At 72.2% G+C, this 18420-nt stretch carries 15 protein-coding genes; 11 read left to right on the forward strand and 4 right to left on the reverse strand.

All coding sequences use genetic code 11. The annotated features are described in order from the left end of the window. Window positions 1-84: 84 nt before the first annotated feature. Together FYW95_RS13765 and FYW95_RS13770 are read right to left on the reverse strand one after the other, a co-directional pair. Window positions 85-1164 carry a trypsin-like serine peptidase gene (locus FYW95_RS13765; RefSeq protein ID WP_159940805.1) on the reverse strand — a complete coding sequence of 360 codons (1080 nt, stop codon included), beginning with the start codon at window positions 1162-1164 and terminating at the stop codon, window positions 85-87. A 164-nt stretch (window positions 1165-1328) separates the two neighbouring features. Next, entirely contained in the window at window positions 1329-3002 is a 1674-nt protein-coding gene (locus FYW95_RS13770) for a CocE/NonD family hydrolase (protein ID WP_160050387.1), read from the reverse strand. Window positions 3003-3328: 326 nt separating this feature from the next. Between FYW95_RS13770 and dxr the strand changes: the two genes are divergently transcribed. From dxr to ispG, 3 genes are all read left to right on the forward strand, one after another. Further along, window positions 3329-4549, forward strand: a complete 1221-nt coding sequence (gene dxr, locus FYW95_RS13775) for a 1-deoxy-D-xylulose-5-phosphate reductoisomerase (RefSeq protein ID WP_236572186.1) — start codon at window positions 3329-3331, stop codon at window positions 4547-4549. Between the two features lie 21 nt (window positions 4550-4570). Beyond that, window positions 4571-5926, forward strand: coding sequence for a M50 family metallopeptidase (locus tag FYW95_RS13780; RefSeq protein WP_159940811.1), 1356 nt, complete (start codon window positions 4571-4573; stop codon window positions 5924-5926). Between the two features lie 296 nt (window positions 5927-6222). Further along, complete coding sequence (ispG, locus tag FYW95_RS13785; protein ID WP_159940813.1) at window positions 6223-7380, forward strand: flavodoxin-dependent (E)-4-hydroxy-3-methylbut-2-enyl-diphosphate synthase; 1158 nt, start codon at window positions 6223-6225, stop codon at window positions 7378-7380. Window positions 7381-7829: 449 nt separating this feature from the next. Here the strand turns inward: ispG and FYW95_RS13790 are convergent, their stop codons facing one another. Then, on the reverse strand, window positions 7830-8207 hold the full coding sequence (locus FYW95_RS13790) for an ATP-binding protein (RefSeq protein ID WP_159940815.1): 378 nt from the start codon (window positions 8205-8207) through the stop codon (window positions 7830-7832). Here FYW95_RS13790 and FYW95_RS28190 point away from each other — a divergent pair. The 6 genes from FYW95_RS28190 to FYW95_RS13815 all read left to right on the forward strand — a co-directional run bounded on the left by FYW95_RS28190 (window position 8127) and on the right by FYW95_RS13815 (window position 15052). After that, entirely contained in the window at window positions 8127-8375 is a 249-nt protein-coding gene (locus FYW95_RS28190; protein WP_236567612.1) for a Scr1 family TA system antitoxin-like transcriptional regulator, read from the forward strand. The genes FYW95_RS13790 and FYW95_RS28190 overlap by 81 nt on opposite strands. A gap of 30 nt (window positions 8376-8405) precedes the next feature. Beyond that, entirely contained in the window at window positions 8406-9017 is a 612-nt protein-coding gene (locus FYW95_RS13795; RefSeq protein ID WP_159940921.1) for a suppressor of fused domain protein, read from the forward strand. 1175 nt (window positions 9018-10192) lie between these two features. Beyond that, window positions 10193-10489, forward strand: coding sequence for a hypothetical protein (locus FYW95_RS28910; RefSeq protein WP_370462349.1), 297 nt, complete (start codon window positions 10193-10195; stop codon window positions 10487-10489). Window positions 10490-10708: 219 nt separating this feature from the next. Beyond that, window positions 10709-12199 carry an amino acid permease gene (locus FYW95_RS13805; protein ID WP_159940817.1) on the forward strand — a complete coding sequence of 497 codons (1491 nt, stop codon included), beginning with the start codon at window positions 10709-10711 and terminating at the stop codon, window positions 12197-12199. 218 nt (window positions 12200-12417) lie between these two features. After that, on the forward strand, window positions 12418-13227 hold the full coding sequence (locus FYW95_RS13810; RefSeq protein WP_159940819.1) for a carbon-nitrogen hydrolase family protein: 810 nt from the start codon (window positions 12418-12420) through the stop codon (window positions 13225-13227). Window positions 13228-13342: 115 nt separating this feature from the next. Beyond that, window positions 13343-15052, forward strand: a complete 1710-nt coding sequence (locus tag FYW95_RS13815) for a flavin monoamine oxidase family protein (protein WP_159940821.1) — start codon at window positions 13343-13345, stop codon at window positions 15050-15052. A 61-nt stretch (window positions 15053-15113) separates the two neighbouring features. On the opposite strand, the gene FYW95_RS13820 is transcribed toward FYW95_RS13815, so the two are convergent. Continuing rightward, the gene (locus tag FYW95_RS13820; protein ID WP_159940823.1) at window positions 15114-15578 is read right to left on the reverse strand and encodes an Lrp/AsnC family transcriptional regulator; all 465 of its coding nucleotides are present in this window, start codon (window positions 15576-15578) and stop codon (window positions 15114-15116) included. Between the two features lie 165 nt (window positions 15579-15743). Here FYW95_RS13820 and FYW95_RS13825 point away from each other — a divergent pair, with 165 nt between their 5' ends. Together FYW95_RS13825 and FYW95_RS13830 are read left to right on the forward strand one after the other, a co-directional pair. Then, window positions 15744-17381, forward strand: coding sequence for an alpha/beta hydrolase (locus FYW95_RS13825; protein ID WP_370462350.1), 1638 nt, complete (start codon window positions 15744-15746; stop codon window positions 17379-17381). A 79-nt stretch (window positions 17382-17460) separates the two neighbouring features. After that, window positions 17461-18303, forward strand: a complete 843-nt coding sequence (locus FYW95_RS13830; protein ID WP_159940827.1) for a GNAT family N-acetyltransferase — start codon at window positions 17461-17463, stop codon at window positions 18301-18303. Window positions 18304-18420: the final 117 nt, after the last annotated feature.

Here is an 18420-nt window from a genome sequence, read left to right on the forward strand (position 1 = left end):
GGAGGGGCACCGCGCCGCCGCGCCGTCGGGGACCGGGCCCGGGAAGCCGGCCGGGAGCCGGACCGGGCCCTCGGCGCGTGGCCGTCAGAGCCGGGCCGCGTTCTGGTACAGGTCGCGCGCCTCCTGGCCGAACCGGGGGCCGTACTGGGTGCGGCGGTCGTTGGCGTACTTGAAGCTGACCACCGAGGAGATCGTCCCCCGGCCGGTCGCGGTGTCGAAGCCGGTGAACCAGGGGCCGCCGCTGGAGCCCTGGGTCATGGAGCAGCGCACCCCGTTGGCGCTCGTGCCGCCGGCGTCCGCCTTGGTGCGGCCCGAGCAGTAGTACAGGTGCTTGCCGTTGTAGGGCGAGGCCGCCGGATATCCGAACGTGTACACCTGCGTTCCCTGGCGCACGCGCTCCTCGGTCCAGGTGTCGAACGCGATCCGCTGGGAGCCCACCCGGTCCTGCACGGCCTTGCCGCCGTCGGTGTTGACCACCACCATGGCGAAGTCGTAGCTGTCGTCGGCCCGGCCCGACCACTGGGGCGCCACCAGCAGGTCGCGGGCGGTGTACCTGCCGTACGGGCTCTTGCCGTCGGCGTGGCCGGGCACGAAGGTCCAGTTGCGGGCCCAGGAGCCCCGGCCGTCCTTGGCGCAGTGCCCGGCGGTGACCAGGGTGCTCCGGTTGGCCGCGTCCACCACCGAGGCCGAACAGGTGAAGTCGCGGCCGTCCATGGTCAGGTACACCTTGCCGGTGGTCCGGGTGACCAGCCCGCCCGCGGTCCAGCGCTCCCCGGAGCTGTCGGGGCGCGGCGCGGCCTGACGCTCCACGTCGTCGCCGGGCAGCGGCAGGTCCTGCGGCAGGGGCAGCACCCCCTCCACCGTGCTGGTGATGGGCTTGGCCGCGGCCATGCGCTCCTCGGTCCAGTAGTCCAGGACCGCCTGGTGCTCGGTGCCGGTCACCGCGGCCGCCTGGTGGGAGACCCCCTCCATCCGGGAGAGCGCCTCACGGAGCGGCGCGGCCGACCCGGCCGCGGCGGACTCCTCGGGGGAGTACGCCGTGTGGATGGCCTGGGTGACGGCGGAGGCGGGGGCGGGCAGCTTCTCGGCGAGAGCGAGGCCCCCGAGGGCGACCGCGGCGGCGGTCAGGGGGGCGAGGATCTTGTGCGCGGTGGACGAGGTCATGACCCGCATCCTTGCACACTTTCAGTGACAGCATTACTACTTTGAGTTTGTGTCGTGGTGGCCCAGGGAAAGAAGAGGGGCCGCCTCCGGTGCAGGGGTCCCACCGGAGGCGGCCGTGGTGCCCGGGCCCGCGCAGCGGGAGTCGGCGCGGACCCGGGCACCGGTCAGGCGAGCGGCACCGTGACCTGGGCGGGCGCCTCCTCGGGGGAGGTCACGCTCACCCGGTTGCCGAGGGTGCTCTCGCTCCCGTAGCGCGCGTCGCGGCTGTCCACGACCACGGCCAGGCGGTGCCCGGCGGGCACGTCCCACACCACCGGGGCCAGTTCCGTGGTCACCGTGACCGGTTCACCCGGAACGGCGTCGCGCAGGGTGTGGGGGGCGTGTGAGACCAGGGCGCCGGTTCCCCGGCTGTCCACCGCGTACAGGTACACGAACACCGACTGGTTCGCGGTGGTCGGCGTGAACGTGAACGTGGCCTCCGGGGTGCCCGCCACCCGGGCCCCGTCGGGGTAGGCGGGGCTGGTCCACACGGCCGCGCGGTAGCGGTCCACCAGGGGCAGCAGTACCCCGGTCGGGACGTCGAGGAACTGCTGGAGCGCGCCGGAGAGCAGGAGCGTGCCGCTCTCGGCGGGGGTGTTGATCCCGGTCCGGAAGCCGTACCGCCAGCCGGCGGCGGGCTCGGCGGCCATGCCGCCGCTGCTCTGCCAGCGCAGCCAGTCGGTGCTCGGCTTGTCCAGGTAGTAGCGGTCGGTGCGGGCGGTCACCGAGGGCCAGTCGGGGTGGGAGGTCCAGCCGCCGCGCCCGTTGTTGGGCTTCACGTGCACGGGGCCGCCCGCGTCCACCTCGTTCGGCTCGCCCCTGAGGTGGTGGTCGAACCAGTCGCCCAGGGCCTCCCAGACCTCGTTCGGTAGGCCGAGCGCCCCGAAGGCCTCCTGCGTGGCGTGGTCGCCGGGGGTGAGCATGAGGCGCTTGGGCCCGGTGAGCTCCTCGTAGAAGTCGGTGATGTGGCCGACCGGGAAGATGCCGTCGTTCCAGGCGTGGGCCATCATCACGGCCGTGCCGTTGGCGTTGATCGCGTCGACCTTGGTGGCCGCCGAGCGGTCGGGGGCGATGTCCAGGGCGGGCTGGATGTTGCCCCGCCGGTACTCGCGGCCGACCTCGCGCAGCTCCTCGCCCGGGGTGCCGGTGAGCTCCCCGGCCAACAGGAGCAGTTCGGCCGACTGCACGTCCACGGTCCGGTTGGGGTAGAGCGAGGCCTCCAGGTCGGCCCAGCCGCTCAGGGAGGCCACGGCGCGCACCCGGTCGTCCTCGGCGGCGGTCAGCAGGCTGATGCCGCCGCCGTAGGAGATCCCGGCCATGCCGACGCGCTCGGGGTCGGCGTCGGTGTTGGCCAGGGCCCAGTCGATGACGGCGCTGGCGTCGGCGCGGTCCTCGGGGCCGGCGACCCCGATGCCGCCGCCGGAGTCCCAGAAGCCGCGCGAGGTGTAGGCGACGACCTGGTAGCCGGACTCGTGCGCGAGTCTGGCCGCCGCGCCGACGTAGAGGAGGTGGGGGGTGCCCCATGCCGAGGGCATGACCAGCAGAGGGTGGGGGCCCTCCACGCCGGTGGGGGTGATGACCTTGGCCTTCAGGCGGGTTCCGTCGTGGCTGACGATGGTCTCGTAGCTGACGGTGGCGCCGACCGCGGCCGCCGCCGGGGCGGGGGAGAGCACCGCGGCGCCGAGCACGGCGGCCAGGACGCAGGCCAGCAGGCGGGGCAGGGGGCGGGCGGCGGCGCGCGCGGGGGAGCGGTCGGCCGCGGGCGGTGCTGGACGGGGACTGTTCTCGACAGGGCGCATCGAACGACCTCGGGGTTGCGGGAGGAGGGGGAACCGATGGGTCGTCGCGCCTTCTCGCCATCGGGGGCGGCCGGTGCCCGGGGAACCGGCGGGTCGGGGGTGCGGGGCGTGGCCCCGGGCCTGCGGGGCCTTCGGGGGTCCGCCGGGGGCTTGCTTAACCAGGGGGTAACTTACTCACCGGTTAAGTTAAGCCAGCGGACACCGGTTGTAAAGACCCGCTGACGCCGCGGATTCCGGCGGGCCCTTCCCGCTCCGACCTTCCCGCTGCGGTTCCCGGCGAGGTGGGCGACAATGGGAGCGTGCGAGAAGAACAGCAGCGAACAGTAGTGATCCTCGGCTCCACCGGCTCCATCGGGACCCAGGCCATCGACATCGTCCAGCGCAACCCCGACCGCTTCCGCGTGGTGGGGCTGGCGGCTGGCGGCGGCCGGGTCGACCTGCTCGCCAAGCAGGCCGCCGCGCTGGATGTGGCCCGCGTCGCCGTCGCCGACCCGGACCGCGCCGCGGACCTCTCGCGCTCCCTCGCCGAGAACGGCAGCCGCGCCGCCGTCCTGGCGGGCCCCGACGGGGTGGCCGAACTCGCCGGGAGCGCGTGCGACGTCGTGCTCAACGGCATCACCGGGGCCCTGGGGCTGGAGTCCACCCTCGCCGCGCTGCGGGCGGGGCGCACCCTGGCCCTGGCCAACAAGGAGTCCCTCATCATCGGCGGGCCGCTCGTGCGCGGCCTGGCCCGTCCCGGCCAGATCGTGCCGGTCGACTCCGAGCACTTCGCCATCGCCCAGTGCTTCCCCCACCTGCCCGAGGACCTGCTCGCCAGCCCCGCGCAGGGGCACGTGCACGCCCGCCGCGACGAGGTGCGCCGCCTGGTCGTCACCGCCAGCGGCGGGCCCTTCCGCGGGCGCGGCCGCGACGAGCTGGCCGCGGTCACCCCGGCCGAGGCGCTCAACCACCCCACCTGGAGCATGGGACCGGTCATCACGGTCAACTCCGCCACCCTGGTCAACAAGGGGCTGGAGGTCATCGAGGCCAACCTGCTGTTCGACGTGCCCTTCGACCGCATCGACGTGGTCGTGCACCCGCAGTCGATCGTCCACTCCATGGTCGAGTACGTGGACGGCTCCACCATCGCCAAGGCCAGTCCGCCCAGCATGATGATCCCCATCGCCTACGGCCTCGGCGCGCCCGACCGGGTGCCCGACGCCGCGCCGGGCCTGGACTGGACCCGCGCCCAGACCTGGACCTTCGAGCCCTTGGACGAGCAGGCCTTCCCCGCCGTGCGCCTGGCCGCCGAGGTCGGCGAGGCGGGCGGGACCGCGCCCGCGGTCTACAACGCGGCCAACGAGGAGGCGGTCGGCGCCTTCCTCCGGGGAAACCTCGCGTTTCCGGCGATCATGGACAACGTCTCGCAGGTAGTCTCAGAGCACCAGCGAACGGACCGCCCCTCAGGAGCGTCCCACCCCAGCGGGGAACTGAGCCTGGACGACGTGTACGCCGCTGACACCTGGGCCCGCACCCGTGCGCGCGAGCTGCTCGCGCGCCAGGCCTGACACCGCCTTGAGGAGAGATGCATGGTCGCCCTGATGACCGTGGTCGGGATCGTCCTGTTCGTCTTCGGCCTGCTGTTCTCGATCGCCTGGCACGAGCTGGGGCACCTGGCCACGGCCAAGATGTTCGGCATCAGGTGCACCCAGTTCATGGTGGGGTTCGGCCGGACCCTGTGGTCCTTCCGCGGGGGTGAGACCGAGTACGGCGTCAAGGCCGTGCCGCTGGGCGGTTTCGTGCGGATGGTGGGCATGCTCCCGCCCGCGCGCGTGGACGCCGACGGCAGCGCCCGCAAGCTCTCCCGCTGGCGGGCCATGGCCGAGGACGCCCGCGAGGCCTCCTACGTCGAGCTCGAACCCGGCGACCAGGACCGGCAGTTCTACCAGCGGGCGCCGTGGAAGCGGCTCATCGTGATGTTCGCCGGACCCGGCATGAACGTCGTGCTGGCCGCGATCCTGCTCGGCGTGCTGTTCATGGGCATCGGCGTGCCGCAGAGCACCACCCAGATCGGCCAGGTCAGCGAGTGCGTCGTGTCCGCGGGCAGCACCGCCACCGACTGCGAGGGCGCGCCGCCCACCCCGGCCGCCGAGGCGGGGATGCTCCCCGGCGACACCATCGTCTCGGTCGGCGGGGAGCCCACCCCGGACTGGAGCACCGCCAACCGGCAGATCCGCGAGGCCCTGGGCCCCACCGAGATCGTGGTCGAGCGCGACGGCGAGCGGGTGCCGCTGGACGTGAACATCGTGGAGAACGAGCTCCCGGCCCGCGACGCCGAGGGCGAGTTCGTCTACGCCACCGACGCCGACGGCGACCCCGTCTACGACGAGCAGGGCTACCGCGTCTACGAGACCGAGACCGTGGGCTTCCTCGGCATCGTCTTCGCCACCGAGCGCGCCCCGCTCACCCTCGGCGAGTCCGCCGAGGAGATGGGCGCCATGATGGTCGGCGTCTGGGAGGCGCTCATCGCGCTGCCCAGCAAGGTCCCCGACGTGTTCGCCGCGGCCTTCCTGGGCGAGCAGCGCAACCAGGACTCCCCGGTGGGCATCGTCGGCATCTCCCGCATCGGCGGCGAGATCATGGCCCAGGGGCTGCCCGTCGCGGACACCGCCACGATCATGCTGCAGATCCTGGCCGGGGTGAACCTCTTCCTCTTCGCCTTCAACATGCTGCCGATCCTGCCGCTGGACGGCGGGCACATGGCCGGGGCGCTGTGGGAGTGGGTCAAGCGCGGCTGGGCCAGGCTGACCCGCCGACCCGAGCCCGCACCGGTGGACGTGGCGATGCTGACCCCGGTGGCCTACGTCGTGGTGGCGTGCTTCCTGGTGTTCAGCGTGGTCCTGCTCGTGGCCGACCTGTTCAATCCGGTCCGGCTCTTCGGCTGATTGCGCCTGACCGGGTCGCGACGACATTCCGGGGCAGTCCATCGGGTTCCGGGCCCGATGCCGGACAACTCCCCGATACCGGGTGTTCACGCTGGTCCGCGAGGGAATCCGTGATGCGGGGCATGTCCCCCGATGCGGGTAACCTTGGGGTCGCGGTCCGGGAACGACGGTGCAGCCGAGGCCACCGAGCGCGGTGACCCCCGGACGCGTCTTCCGGGCGCTGCGTCGGACGCCCTTTTCCGCAACGGACGAATCAAGTGCCGCCCCCCTCCGGCGGCAGACGAGGTGAAACAAGCGTGACCGTCGATCTCGGTATTCCCGCCGCCCCGCCGCGCCCGCTGGCGACGCGGCGCAAGTCGAGGCAGATCATGGTCGGAAACGTTCCCGTGGGCGGGGACGCACCGGTGTCCGTGCAGTCGATGACGACAACCCGGACCTCCGACATCAACGCCACCCTCCAGCAGATCGCCGAGCTGACCGCGACCGGCTGCCAGATCGTGCGCGTGGCCGTGCCCACCAACGACGACGCCGACGCGCTGCCGATCATCGCCAAGAAGTCGCAGATCCCGGTGATCGCCGACATCCACTTCCAGCCCAAGTACGTGTTCGCGGCCATCGACGCGGGCTGTGCGGCCGTGCGGGTCAACCCGGGCAACATCAAGAAGTTCGACGACAAGGTCGCCGAGATCGCCAAGGCCGCCGGTGAGGCGGGTGTGCCGATCCGCATCGGCGTCAACGCCGGTTCGCTGGACAAGCGCCTGCTGGCCAAGTACGGCAGGGCCACCCCCGAGGCTCTGGTGGAGTCGGCGCTGTGGGAGTGCTCGCTGTTCGAGGAGCACGGCTTCCGCGACATCAAGATCTCGGTCAAGCACAACGACCCGGTGGTCATGGTCAACGCCTACCGCCAGCTGGCCGCGGCCTGCGACTACCCGCTGCACCTGGGCGTGACCGAGGCCGGGCCGGCCTTCCAGGGCACGATCAAGTCGGCGGTGGCCTTCGGCGCGCTGCTCTCGGAGGGCATCGGCGACACCATCCGCGTGTCGCTGTCGGCGCCCCCGGCCGAGGAGGTCAAGGTCGGCACCCAGATCCTGGAGTCGCTGGGCCTGCGCGAGCGCGGCCTGGAGATCGTCTCCTGCCCGAGCTGCGGCCGGGCCCAGGTGGACGTGTACACCCTCGCCGAGGAGGTCACCGCCGGGCTGGAGGGCATGGAGGTGCCGCTGCGCGTGGCCGTCATGGGCTGCGTGGTGAACGGTCCCGGTGAGGCGCGCGACGCCGACCTGGGTGTGGCCTCCGGCAACGGCAAGGGCCAGATCTTCGTCAAGGGCGAGGTGATCAAGACCGTGCCCGAGTCCAAGATCGTGGAGACCCTCATCGAGGAGGCCATGCGCATCGCCGAGGAGATGGGCGAGGCCGGGGTCGGGTCCGGCGAGCCCACCGTCTCCGTGGCGGGCTGAGCAACCGTTCCTCCGACGGCCGCGCCGGTTCCCGGCGCGGCGGTGGACGGCCCCCCGGGGGGACTGGCGGTCCCTGGAGGTCGCGCTGGCGCGGGTCCCGCCCCCGGACGGGCCCTCCTGACCGCACTGGGACAGCGCCGAGAGCAGGTGGTGGGCCCAGCCTCCGGTCAGCGCCGCCAGGAGGTATCCGGCGGTCCACACCCACCCGTCCGCGTCCCGGAGCCTGCGGTGGCGCGGAGGAGGATCCGGGATACGGGTCCCACGCGGTTTCCCGCCGCGGGTGGCCTCCACCCACGCGGGGAGCGCGCCGTGGGCCAGCCGGTACTCCACCCGGGGGTTGCCGCGCATCTGCGCCAGCAGCCGCTGTTCCCGGGTGGTCGCCCCCGGCCGGGCGAACCTGCGTCCCCGGGGCGCCTCCAGCACCCGCCGCACCCCGGGCGCCACCGCGCTCATCGGGAGCCTCCTCGGGGGTGGCGGAACTCGGCCCACAGGGCGGTGCCCAGGAGGGTGGCGCTGGCCAGGTCGACCATGCGGTAGGTGCCCCACTCACGGGCCAGGCTGTGGATGAGCAGCAGGCCCCGGCCGGACCCGGCGTTCTCCCACTCCTCGGCCGTGCGCTGGGCGGGGACCACAGGGCGGCCGTCGTGGGGTCCGTCGTCGATGACGGCCAGGCGCAGCGTGGCCTCCCGGGTGGTGACCAGGGGAGTGGAGAGCAGGCGCATGACGGTGCCGCCGCGCCTGCCCGGTTGGAGCGGCAGAAACTTCTTCAGGGGGACCTCAACGTCCAGGCCATCGTGGACGAAAGTGCGCTCCTTCGGCTGGTACATGCCCCGGAGACAGCGGTTTCCCAGCTTAGGCACCTGGTCGAGTTGGGGGAGGGGATCAACCGGATCACCTTGCAGATGCTTCCGCTCAGTGCCAGCCTTCACGCCTCGATCGGAGAGGAAGGACGGTGGCCGAGGCGTTCTTGGCGGGCCCGTATCCTCGGACCCTGACCGTTACCCCAGGTGGAAAGCGACGACGCGATGCTGGAGATGCTGCCCGGACTCGTCCGGATCTACGAGGAGTGGGCGGAGCGGTATCCCGACGTGCAGCCGCTGACCATCCAGTTCGCGGCGGACGGGAATGCGGGCGGCGGGCTCGACGGGGTGCTCGCCTACCCCCTGGACGGCCACTGGCTGCTGGTCACCTTCGGGCTGACCGAGCTGGGGGAGAAGACCAGCGGGGAACCCCGGATCTCCGGTTCGGGCTTCGAGTTCACCTGCCGTGTTCCGCGCGAGGACGGTGACGAGGCCGTCCCCGCCTGGATCCTGCGCGTGCTCCACGCGCTGGCCGACCGCTTCCTCGCGGGGACCGACCTGGACGTGGGCCACTGGATCGTCACCCCGTCCCCGCTCGGCGGCGAGCCCTCGAACGGGGACATGACCTCCCTGGCCATCGTCCCCGACGCCGAGGTCCGTGCCATGGACACCCCGAACGGCCTGGTCCTCTTCTTCCAGATCGTCGGGCTGCTGGCCGAGGAGGGCGAGGAGGCCCAGCGCGCGGACACCGTCTCCCCGATCATCGCGGTCCTGCGCGACCGCGACCCGAAGATGGTCAGCGACCCCAAGCGGGAGCCCGTCCGCCTGGCCTCCTAACGGGCTGGCCGGAAACGTTTCCGGTGTGACGCGAGGGCCCCGACTCCCGGTGAACCTTTCTGGTCAGCGCCCTGGACTGGTGCTCCACCGGACTCTTCGGAGTCTTCGCCTGCCCGTTGGCCTGTCACCTCAGCCAAGTGGTGGGCGCGCTCTTCCTCCTCCAGTCGGGTCCGCGCCGCGCGCGCACGTTCCTCGCCGAGCCCGGCCGAGGAGGTCACCTCGGCTCGGATCTCCCGCCAGTTCCTCGGCGTCTGTGTCCGTCCCTCGTCGTGTCAGACGGGGCAGCGGGGCCTTCTCAGCACGGGGAGGACGGTCGTTCCGGGAGAAGCCCGGCGGACGCCGCGGGGAAGTCCGCGAAGCTGGTACGCCAGGTGTGACCTGGGCGCTTGTCGTGGCGGGGCGTGGAAATCACCGCCGGTGGGTGCGCACCGTGACCGGAGCGGAGCTGAGCGCGGCGTTCCGGTCGCGTGCGCCCCGCCCCCTTCCGCGCCGTGAGGAGACCGCCACGCCCATGACCTACACCGACTTCCATCGGGAGCTGAGGGACCTCGGCGACCCGAAGGCCGACGCGGTGGTCCAGGAGCTGTTGGACGAGGGCCAGGTCAACGCCGTCAACCAGCTCTTCCGTCAGATCAGTACCGCGGACACACCCGTCCCACGACAGGCACCCGCGGTCCTGCGCGAGTTCATGGACTCCACCCGCGCCTTTCCCGACTGGATGGACGGCGGTCTGATCCAGCAGGCCCGCGCCTTCTTCCGGCACCACCACCTGGAGGCGTCGGCCATGCGGGCCACCGTGGGCCTGGTGGGCACCTACCTGTCCCCGGTGGGCGCCTACACCCTGCACTCCACCCACCAGCTCGCCGACAACCCCCACCGCCGCCTGTCCCAGTCCACGCGGCTGTTCATGGGCATGGGCGACTCCGACGCCTTCACCGAACACTCCAAGCTCGTCCCCACCTGCCAGAAGGTCCGCCTCGTCCACGCGGCCATCCGGGAGCTGCACCGCCGGTCGGGTCGGTGGAACTACGGGGAGATGGGCACGCCGGTCTCCCAGCTCTACACCGCCGGGGCCGCCCTGGTCTTCTCCGTACAGGTCCTGGAGGGCATGAGCAACCTCGGCCGCACGGCGGACTCCGGCGAGGCCGGAGGCCGACGGCTTCTTCCACGCCTGGATGGTCATCGCGCACTTCCTGGGCGTGCCCGACGAGTACATCCGGCAGGTCGGCGACAGGCGGGAGGCCACCGACCTGTGGCACGAGGGCCGCAAGACCGAGTGGGCGCCCAGCGAATCCGGGGTGATCCTGACCCGCGAGTGCGTCGAGCCGTACCAGCGCGAGGTGGCCAGGGACCTCCCCAAGTCGAAGGACGCGGGGAGGCGCCCTGAGGGGCGCCTCCCGGCCCCTTTTCGTGTTCGCGGGCCTGTGACCAGCGTGTTCGCTCTCCGACGTGGCGGTCGTCACGCAGGGTGATTTTATGTGGCATCACTCACAGGAGTGTGCGTTCCTTTGCGTCGATACGCATGAAACCGCTGTTTTGCCCGGACAAACGCAATGTATGTGGGTCATGTTACGCAGATAACGCGGCTACCGTTGCCAAGGGCATTTTCAGCCGCTACCGGCGCCCCCAGCCCCCACCGTGTTCCCTCCGGGGGACGGGTGTGCCCATGTACGGAAACGAGGAGTGAACACGTGGTGGACCAGAAGAGCCCGGCGGGCGGCCGCGGGCTGGCCAGCCCGGGCGGTGCGCCCGCGCTGAGGGAGCGCCTCACCCGGCGCAAGCCGATCGAGAAGCTCGTCGCCGAGACCCAGGACGGCGAGGCCAGCGGCCTGCGGCGGCACATGGGCTTCTGGCAGTTGTCCATGATCGGCATCGGCGCCACCCTGGGCACCGGCATCTTCGTGGTGCTGGGCGAAGCCGTCCCCATCGCCGGACCGGCGGTCATCCTGGCCTTCGTGCTCGCCGGGGTCACCGCTCTGTTCTCCGCGCTCGCCTACGCCGAGATGGCCGGGATGATCCCCGCCTCCGGGTCCGCCTACTCCTACAGCTACGCCACCATCGGCGAGTTCATGGCCTGGGTGTGCGGCTGGTGCCTCATGCTCACCTACGGGGTGTCCGTCGCCGCCGTGGGCGTGGGCTGGGGCCAGTACATCAACGAGCTGCTGTACCTGACCACCGGCCTGTCCCTGCCCGGCGCCGTGCTCGCCGGTCCGCTGGAGGGCGGCGTGGTCAACCTGCCCGCCGCCATCGTGGTCGTGCTCTCCATGTTCGCCCTGCTCGCCGGGGTCCGCGAGAGCAGCCGGGTCAACGCCGTCATGGTCGCCATCAAGGTGGCCATCCTGGTGATGTTCGTGGCCATCGCCATCACCGCCGTCCAGGACGGCAACTTCGCCCCGTTCATGCCGATGGGCATGGCCGGTGTCAGTGCCGCGGGCGCCACCCTGTTCTTCTCCTACATCGGCTTCGACTCGGTCTCCACCGCGAGTGAGGAGGCCAAGAACCCGCAGCGCGACCTGCCCCGCGCGATCATGTTCTCGATGGTCCTGGTGACGGCGCTGTACTGCCTGGTCGCCTTCGCCGCGGTCGGCGCCCTGGACTGGACCGGCTTCGTCGACGGCGAGACCTCCCTCGCGGGTATCCTCACCCGTGTCACCGGCACCCCCGTGTGGGCGGTCATCTTCGCCGCCGGTGCGGTCCTGGCCCTGGCCAGCGTGGTCCTGGTCGTCCTCTACAGCCAGACCCGCATCCTCTACGCGATGTCGCGCGACGGCCTCATCCCCCGGGCCTTCTCCACGGTGGACGCCAAGGGCACCCCGCGCGCGAACACCCTCATCACCTCCCTGTTCATCGCGGTGCTCGCCGCCCTGGTCCCGCTCGGCCCGCTCGCCGACGCCACCGCCATCGGTACGCTCTTCGCCTTCGCCCTGGTCAACGTGGCCGTCCTGGTGCTGCGCCACCGCAGGCCCGACCTGCCGCGCGCCTTCCGTGTGCCCGGAGCCCCGGTCACCCCGGTCCTGGGCGTGCTCGCCTGCGCCTACCTCATGTTCAGCATGTCGCTGAGCGTGTGGGCGGCCTTCCTGGTCTGGCTGGCCGTGGGCCTGGCCGTCTACTTCGGCTACGGCATGCGCCGCTCCGCGCTGGAGACCGAACCGGTCGTGCCCGACGTCGAGGTCCGCTCCTAGCGGCACGGCCGGGGAGGGGGTCCGGGGAATGCCCCGGACCCCCTCGCGCGTTCGGGGAGGGCGCACTGATTCGCGCGCATCGCTCCGCTCGCACGCAAGAAACAGTGGTGGAAGCGCGGAAATACGCACGTTCGCTCTGGTGTAACGCAGTTTTTCGGCGCCTTCGTGCGCCTAGAGTGGACCCGGCCCCGAGACGACCGAGAAAGCGGAGGTGAGGAGTGGCACGCGGACCCCTGCGCGTGGCCCTGGACCAGGGCAGCGGACACAGCGGCGACCCCGCCGACGCCCTCGACCGGCTGGCGGAGCGCGCCAGGGAGGCGGCCGAGGCCGGAGCCCGGCTCCTCGTCGGCCCCGAGATGTCGCTGACCGGCTACAACATCGGCGCTCCGGCGCTGGCCCGGCTCGCCGAACCCGCGGACGGACCCCTCAGCCGGGCCGTCGCCGCGATCGCAGCCGACACCGGTGTGGCCATCGTGCACGGCTTCCCCGAGCGCGCGGGCGACGCGGTGTACAACGCCGTCCAGCTCGTGGACGCCGCCGGCGCCCGACTGGCCACCTACCGCAAGGCGCACCTGTTCGGCGACCTGGACCGCGGCGCCTTCACCCCGGGTCCGGAGCCGGTGGTGCAGGCCGACCTCGGCGGCCTGCGGGTGGGCCTGCTCGTGTGCTACGACGTCGAGTTCCCCGAGGCCGTGCGCGCCCACGCCCTGGCCGGAACCGAACTGCTCGTGGTGCCCACCGCGCTCATGCTGCCCTTCACCGAGGTGCCCGAACGGATCGTTCCGGTGCGCGCGCTGGAGAACCAGCTCCACCTGGCCTACGTCAACCGCTGCGACACCGAGGGCGACCTGCGCTACGCGGGCCGCAGCGCGCTGATCGCCCCCGACGGCTCCGAGCTCCTGCGGGCCGGGGCGGAGGAGGAACTCCTGGTCGGCGAGGTCGATCCCGAGGCGCTCGCGCGCGTGCGCGCCGAGCAGTCCTACCTGTGCGACCGCCGACCGGACCTGTACCGCGCGCTCACCGTGTGACCCCGAGAACCCGACGGCCGCCCGGAAACCCCGGACGGCCCGCGACCCCGCGAACACCATCCGCGACACCGCACCGGCTTCCCCGCCGGACGAGACCCATCGAAGGAGGGGCCTGATGACGTCTGCCGTGCCCACGGCCGCCGGCGCCGCACCCGAGCAGAGCACGCCGCTGAACATGTGCGGGCCGGACTTCCCGTTCGCCTACGACGCCTACCTGGCGCACCCCGCCGGACTCGGGCAGGTCCCGGCCGGGCGGCACGGCACCGAGGTCGCCGTCATCGGCGGCGGCCTGTCCGGGATCGTCACCGCCTACGAGCTCATGAAGATGGGCCTGAAGCCGGTGGTCTACGAGGCCGACCAGATCGGCGGACGGCTGCGTACGGAGAAGCTCGCGGGCTGCCCCGACGACGTGGTGGCCGAGATGGGCGCCATGCGCTTCCCGCCCTCCTCCACCGCCTTCTGGCACTACGTGGACCGGGTCGGGCTGCGCACCACGCCCTTCCCCAACCCGCTCTCCCCGGCCACCCCCAGCACCGTGGTCGACCTCAAGGGCCGGAGCCACTACGCCACCACCCTCGACGACCTGCCCGAGGTCTACCGCGAGGTGGCGCGCGCGTGGGAGGCCACCCTGGAGCGGGCCCAGCACACCCGGATGCAGAAGGCCATCCGCGAGCGCGACGCGGCCACGCAGAAGGAGATCTGGAACGAGCTGGTCGCCAGGCTCGACAACCAGACCTTCTACGGCTTCCTGTGCGAGTCCCCGGCCTTCGCCTCCTTCCGCCACCGCGAGATCTTCGGCCAGGTGGGCTTCGGCACCGGCGGCTGGGACACCGACTTCCCCAACTCCATCCTGGAGATTTTGAGGGTCACCTACACCGGAGCCGACGACGACCACATGGGCATCGTCGGCGGCGTGCAGCAGCTGCCGCTGCGCCTGTGGGAGGACGCCCCGGACAAGCTCGTGTACTGGGCCCAGGGCACCACCCTGGCCTCCCTGCACGGCGGCGCCCCGCGCCCGGCGGTCACCGCGCTGCGCCGCACGGCCGCCAAGGGCTCGCCCGCGGGCAACATCACGGTCACCGACGCCGGAGGCTCCACCCGCACCTACGCGGCGGCCGTGTTCACCGCGCAGAGCTGGATGATGCTGTCCAAGATCGACTGCGACGAGGACCTGCTGCCCATCGACCACTGGACCGCCATCGAGCGCACCCACTACATGGAGTCCTCGAAGCTGTTCGTGCCGGTGGACCGCGCGTTCTGGCGGGACAAGGACCCCGAGACCGGCCGGGACCTCATGAGCATGACGCTCACCGACCGCATGACCCGGGGCACCTACCTGCTGGAGGGCTCCGACCCGGACGGCCCCGCGGCGATCTGCATGTCCTACACCTGGTGCGACGACTCGCTCAAGTGGCTGCCGCTGTCGGCCAACGAGCGCCTGGAGGTCATGCTCGCGTCGCTGTCCAAGATCTACCCGGGCGTGGACATCCGGTCGCACATCACCGGCGACCCGGTGACGGTCTCCTGGGAGGACGAGCCCTACTTCATGGGCGCCTTCAAGGCCAACCTGCCGGGCCACTACCGCTACCAGCGCCGCCTGTTCACGCACTTCCACCAGGACGACCTGGCCGAGCGCCACCGCGGCCTGTTCCTGGCGGGGGACGACGTCTCCTGGACGGCGGGCTGGGCCGAGGGCGCCGTGCAGACCGCGCTGAACGCCGTGTGGGGCGTGGTACACCACCTCGGCGGCGGCACCGACCCCGCCAACCCGGGGCCGGGCGACCTGTTCGACGAGCTCGCACCCGTGACCCTTCCGGAGGACTGAAGGCTCCTCCCGGGCCGAGGCCCCGGACGCACGGCGCCGTGCGTCCGGGACCGTCCGCCGGTCAGGGCAGGTCGGCCGTCCCGGCGAGGATGGGCTGGTCCACCAGGCGTGAGAGCACCAGCGTGCTCTTGGTGCGCACCACGAACGGCTCGGCGCCCAGGCGCTCGATGACCTCCTCCAGGTGGTGGGTGTCGCGGGCGCGGACCTGCACGATGGCGTCCGCCTCCCCGGTGACCGTGCACGCGGAGGTGATCTCGGCGTAGCCCGCCAGTCCGGAGCGGATCTCCCCCGGCGAGGTGCGGGCGCGGCAGTAGAGCTCGATGAACGCCTCGGTGGTCCACCCGACGGCCTGGGGCTCGACCACCACCGTGAACCCGCGCACCGCGCCGGAGTCCACCAGGCGGTCCACCCGGCGCTTGACGGCGGAGGGGCTCAGCCCGACCTGCCCGCCGATCTCGGCGAAGCTCATCCGCGCGTCCGCGCCGAGTATCGCGATGATCCGCTCATCGACACGATCGAGCCGCATGACGCCCTTCGCCTCCGTGTGTTTTGTCCGCTTCTACTCAAGGCTGGGCACATGTTACCGGGCGTGCCCACCTGCACTCGGTGTCACCCCGTGTCGCTTCCGTTCTTGACTCTCAGAAGTGATATCAATTCACAGAGTAGTAAAATCGGGGGGAAGGGCAGACAAGTGCGAGCACGAACCTGGGTCGCGGCATCGGTGGTCCTGGCCTCCCTGGCCACGGCGGCCCCCGCGCAGACCCCACCGGCGCAGGCGGCCCCCGGCGTCACCCGGGTCGACCAGAAGGCCCTGGACTGGGGCCCCTGCGAGGACCTGCGGCCCCTGGCCGACGAGGAACTGGAGTGCGCCACCCTCACCGTGCCCATGGCGCGCACCTCCGGCGGCGGCCGGGTCAACGGACTCAACGACACCGTCCGGATCGCTCTGTCCCGGGTCCCCGCCACCGGCGAGGCCCGCCACACGCTCCTGGTGAACCCGGGCGGGCCCGGCAGCGCAGGACGCGCCTGGGCGTCCCACACCGCCCTGCGCATGCCCGCGAACCTGCGCGAGGTCTACGACGTCGTCGCCTTCGACCCGCGCGGCGTCGGCGCCTCCACCCCCGCCATCGCCTGCGATCCCGAGTACTTCACCCCGGTGCGCCCCGGCACCGTGCCGGCCGACGCCACCGGCGAGGCCGTCCTGCGCGCCGACGCCATGGACTACGCCCAGGCATGCGCGGACAACACCGGGGCCCTGCTCAGCCACACCCGCACCGAGGACACCGCGCACGACATGGACGCCATCCGGGCGGCCCTGGACCTGGAGCGCTTCGACTACCTCGGCTACTCCTACGGCACCTACATCGGCACCGTCTACTCCGCGCTCTACCCCGACCGCGTGCGCGCCCTGGTCCTGGACAGCGTCGTCAACCCCGACAACCCCTGGTACGAGAGCAACCTCGTGCAGAGCCGCGCCCTGGACCGCGCGGCCCGCAACTTCTTCGACTGGACGGCCCGCCACGACGCCGCCTACGGGCTCGGCACCACCGGCGAGGAGGTCGCCGCGGCCTACTACGCGCTGCGCTCGGAACTGGGCCGGGCACCGATCCAGGACACCGTCGGCCCCACGGAGCTGGAGAACGCCGCCATCGTCGTCGCCTACAGCGGCTCCGCCTGGCCCGCGGTGGCCGAGGCGCTCTCGGCCCGGATCACCCGCGGGGACGACGCCCCGCTGCTCGCCCTGCACGAGCGCTTCGGCGACGACGCCGACTCCGACAACGGCTACGGGGGCTACCTCGCCGTCCAGTGCACCGACACGCACTGGCCCCGGAACTGGAACACCTGGCGCTCCGACACTCGGGAGACGCACCGGGAGGCGCCCTTCATGGCGTGGAACAACACCTGGTACAACGCCCCGTGCATCACCTGGGAGGCGGACTCCGGCGACTGGTTCCAGGTCGGCGACGGCCCCGGGGAGCACACCCCCTACGACGGGGACGTCCTCCTCGTCCACGCCACCGAGGACGGCGCCACCCCGGTGGAGGGAGCCTTCGCCCTGCGCGAGCGCCTGCCCCGATCGTCCCTGGTGATCGAGGAGGGCGGTATCACCCACGGGGTCGCCCTCGGCGGCAACACCTGCGTGGACGAGGCCGTGGCCGCCTACCTCCGGGACGGCAGGCTGCCCGAGCGCGCCGAGGGCGGGGGCCCCGACCTCACCTGCCAGGCGCGTCCCGAGCCGAGTCCGCACACCGTGCGCGAGGAGAGCGGGGACGGGTCGGAGGCGGCTACCCCGGCCCGGCCAGGGACAGCGGGGCAAGCGGTCGAATAGTCTGGAACCGGCGCGAACAGGCTGAGCCAGTCGTCCCCCGGCGTCCGCCTGAGGGCACCGGGAAGATGGGGGAGATGCGATGCTGCGAACCTCGCCGGTACGGATCCTCGGAGAACGCGACCGGGAGGCCGTCCGCGCGCTCCTGGACGCCGACCCCGTCGGCAACGTGTTCGTCGCCTCCCGCCTGATGGCCACCGGTATCTCCGGCGGACCCAGCGGCGCCGAGGTGTGGGGACACATGGAACGCGGACGCCTGACCGCCCTGTGCTACTCCGGCGCCAACATGGTGCCCGTCAACGCCGGTCCGGACGCCGTCCGCAGCTTCGCCGACCACGCCCGCTGGCGGGGCCGCCGCTGCTCCTCGATCGTCGGGCCGGTCGAGGCGGTCAGCGACTTCTGGCAGCAGGTCACCCCCGCGTGGGGTCCGGCCCGGGCCATCCGCGCCTGCCAGCCCGTGCTGGAGATCAGCGGCCCGCCCGCCGTGCCCGCCGACCCCCTGGTGCGCCGGGTCCGCCTGTCCGAGCTCAACATCCTCGTTCCCGCCTGCGTGGCCATGTTCACCGAGGAGGTCGGCGTGCCGCCGGACTCGGGCGACGGCGGCGCGCTCTACCGCGCCCGGGTGGAGGAACTGGTCCGCACCGGACGGGCCTTCGCGCGGATCGAGGACGGCCGGGTGGTGTTCAAGGCCGAGATCGGCGCGGTCACCCAGCACGCCTGCCAGGTCCAGGGCGTGTGGGTCCACCCCGACCTGCGCGGACGCGGCCACTCCACGGCCGGGATGGCGGCGGTGGTCGAGTACGCGCTGGCGGAGATCGCCCCGCGGGTGACCCTCTACGTCAACGACTACAACACGGCGGCCCGCGCCGCCTACGGCAGAGTCGGCTTCCGCCAGGTGGGCGAGGTCATGTCGGTGCTCTTCTAGCCCGCCCCGCCCTTCGCCGCCCCGGAGGCACCGCCCCACCCGTCTCACGCGCCCCGAGCCGGGCGCTTTCTGACGAACCCGTGTCAGTCCCGCGCCCGGGGAGCCGGATCGGGAGGG

The sequence above is a fragment of the Nocardiopsis sp. FR4 genome (assembly GCF_009830945.1).
GTDB lineage: Bacteria > Actinomycetota > Actinomycetes > Streptosporangiales > Streptosporangiaceae > Nocardiopsis.

Excerpts from the sequence above, each read along its gene's own strand:
- FYW95_RS13770 (WP_160050387.1), bottom strand. The coding sequence starts at position 3,002 with ATGCGCCCTGTCGAGAACAGTCCCCGTCCAGCACCGCCCGCGGCCGAC.
- FYW95_RS13830 (WP_159940827.1), top strand. The coding sequence starts at position 17,461 with ATGCTGCGAACCTCGCCGGTACGGATCCTCGGAGAACGCGACCGGGAG.
- FYW95_RS13780 (WP_159940811.1), top strand. The coding sequence starts at position 4,571 with ATGGTCGCCCTGATGACCGTGGTCGGGATCGTCCTGTTCGTCTTCGGC.
- FYW95_RS28910 (WP_370462349.1), top strand. The coding sequence starts at position 10,193 with ATGGTCATCGCGCACTTCCTGGGCGTGCCCGACGAGTACATCCGGCAG.
- FYW95_RS13795 (WP_159940921.1), top strand. The coding sequence starts at position 8,406 with ATGCTGGAGATGCTGCCCGGACTCGTCCGGATCTACGAGGAGTGGGCG.
- FYW95_RS13820 (WP_159940823.1), bottom strand. The coding sequence starts at position 15,578 with ATGCGGCTCGATCGTGTCGATGAGCGGATCATCGCGATACTCGGCGCG.
- FYW95_RS13815 (WP_159940821.1), top strand. The coding sequence starts at position 13,343 with ATGACGTCTGCCGTGCCCACGGCCGCCGGCGCCGCACCCGAGCAGAGC.
- FYW95_RS13765 (WP_159940805.1), bottom strand. The coding sequence starts at position 1,164 with ATGACCTCGTCCACCGCGCACAAGATCCTCGCCCCCCTGACCGCCGCC.
- FYW95_RS13790 (WP_159940815.1), bottom strand. The coding sequence starts at position 8,207 with ATGTACCAGCCGAAGGAGCGCACTTTCGTCCACGATGGCCTGGACGTT.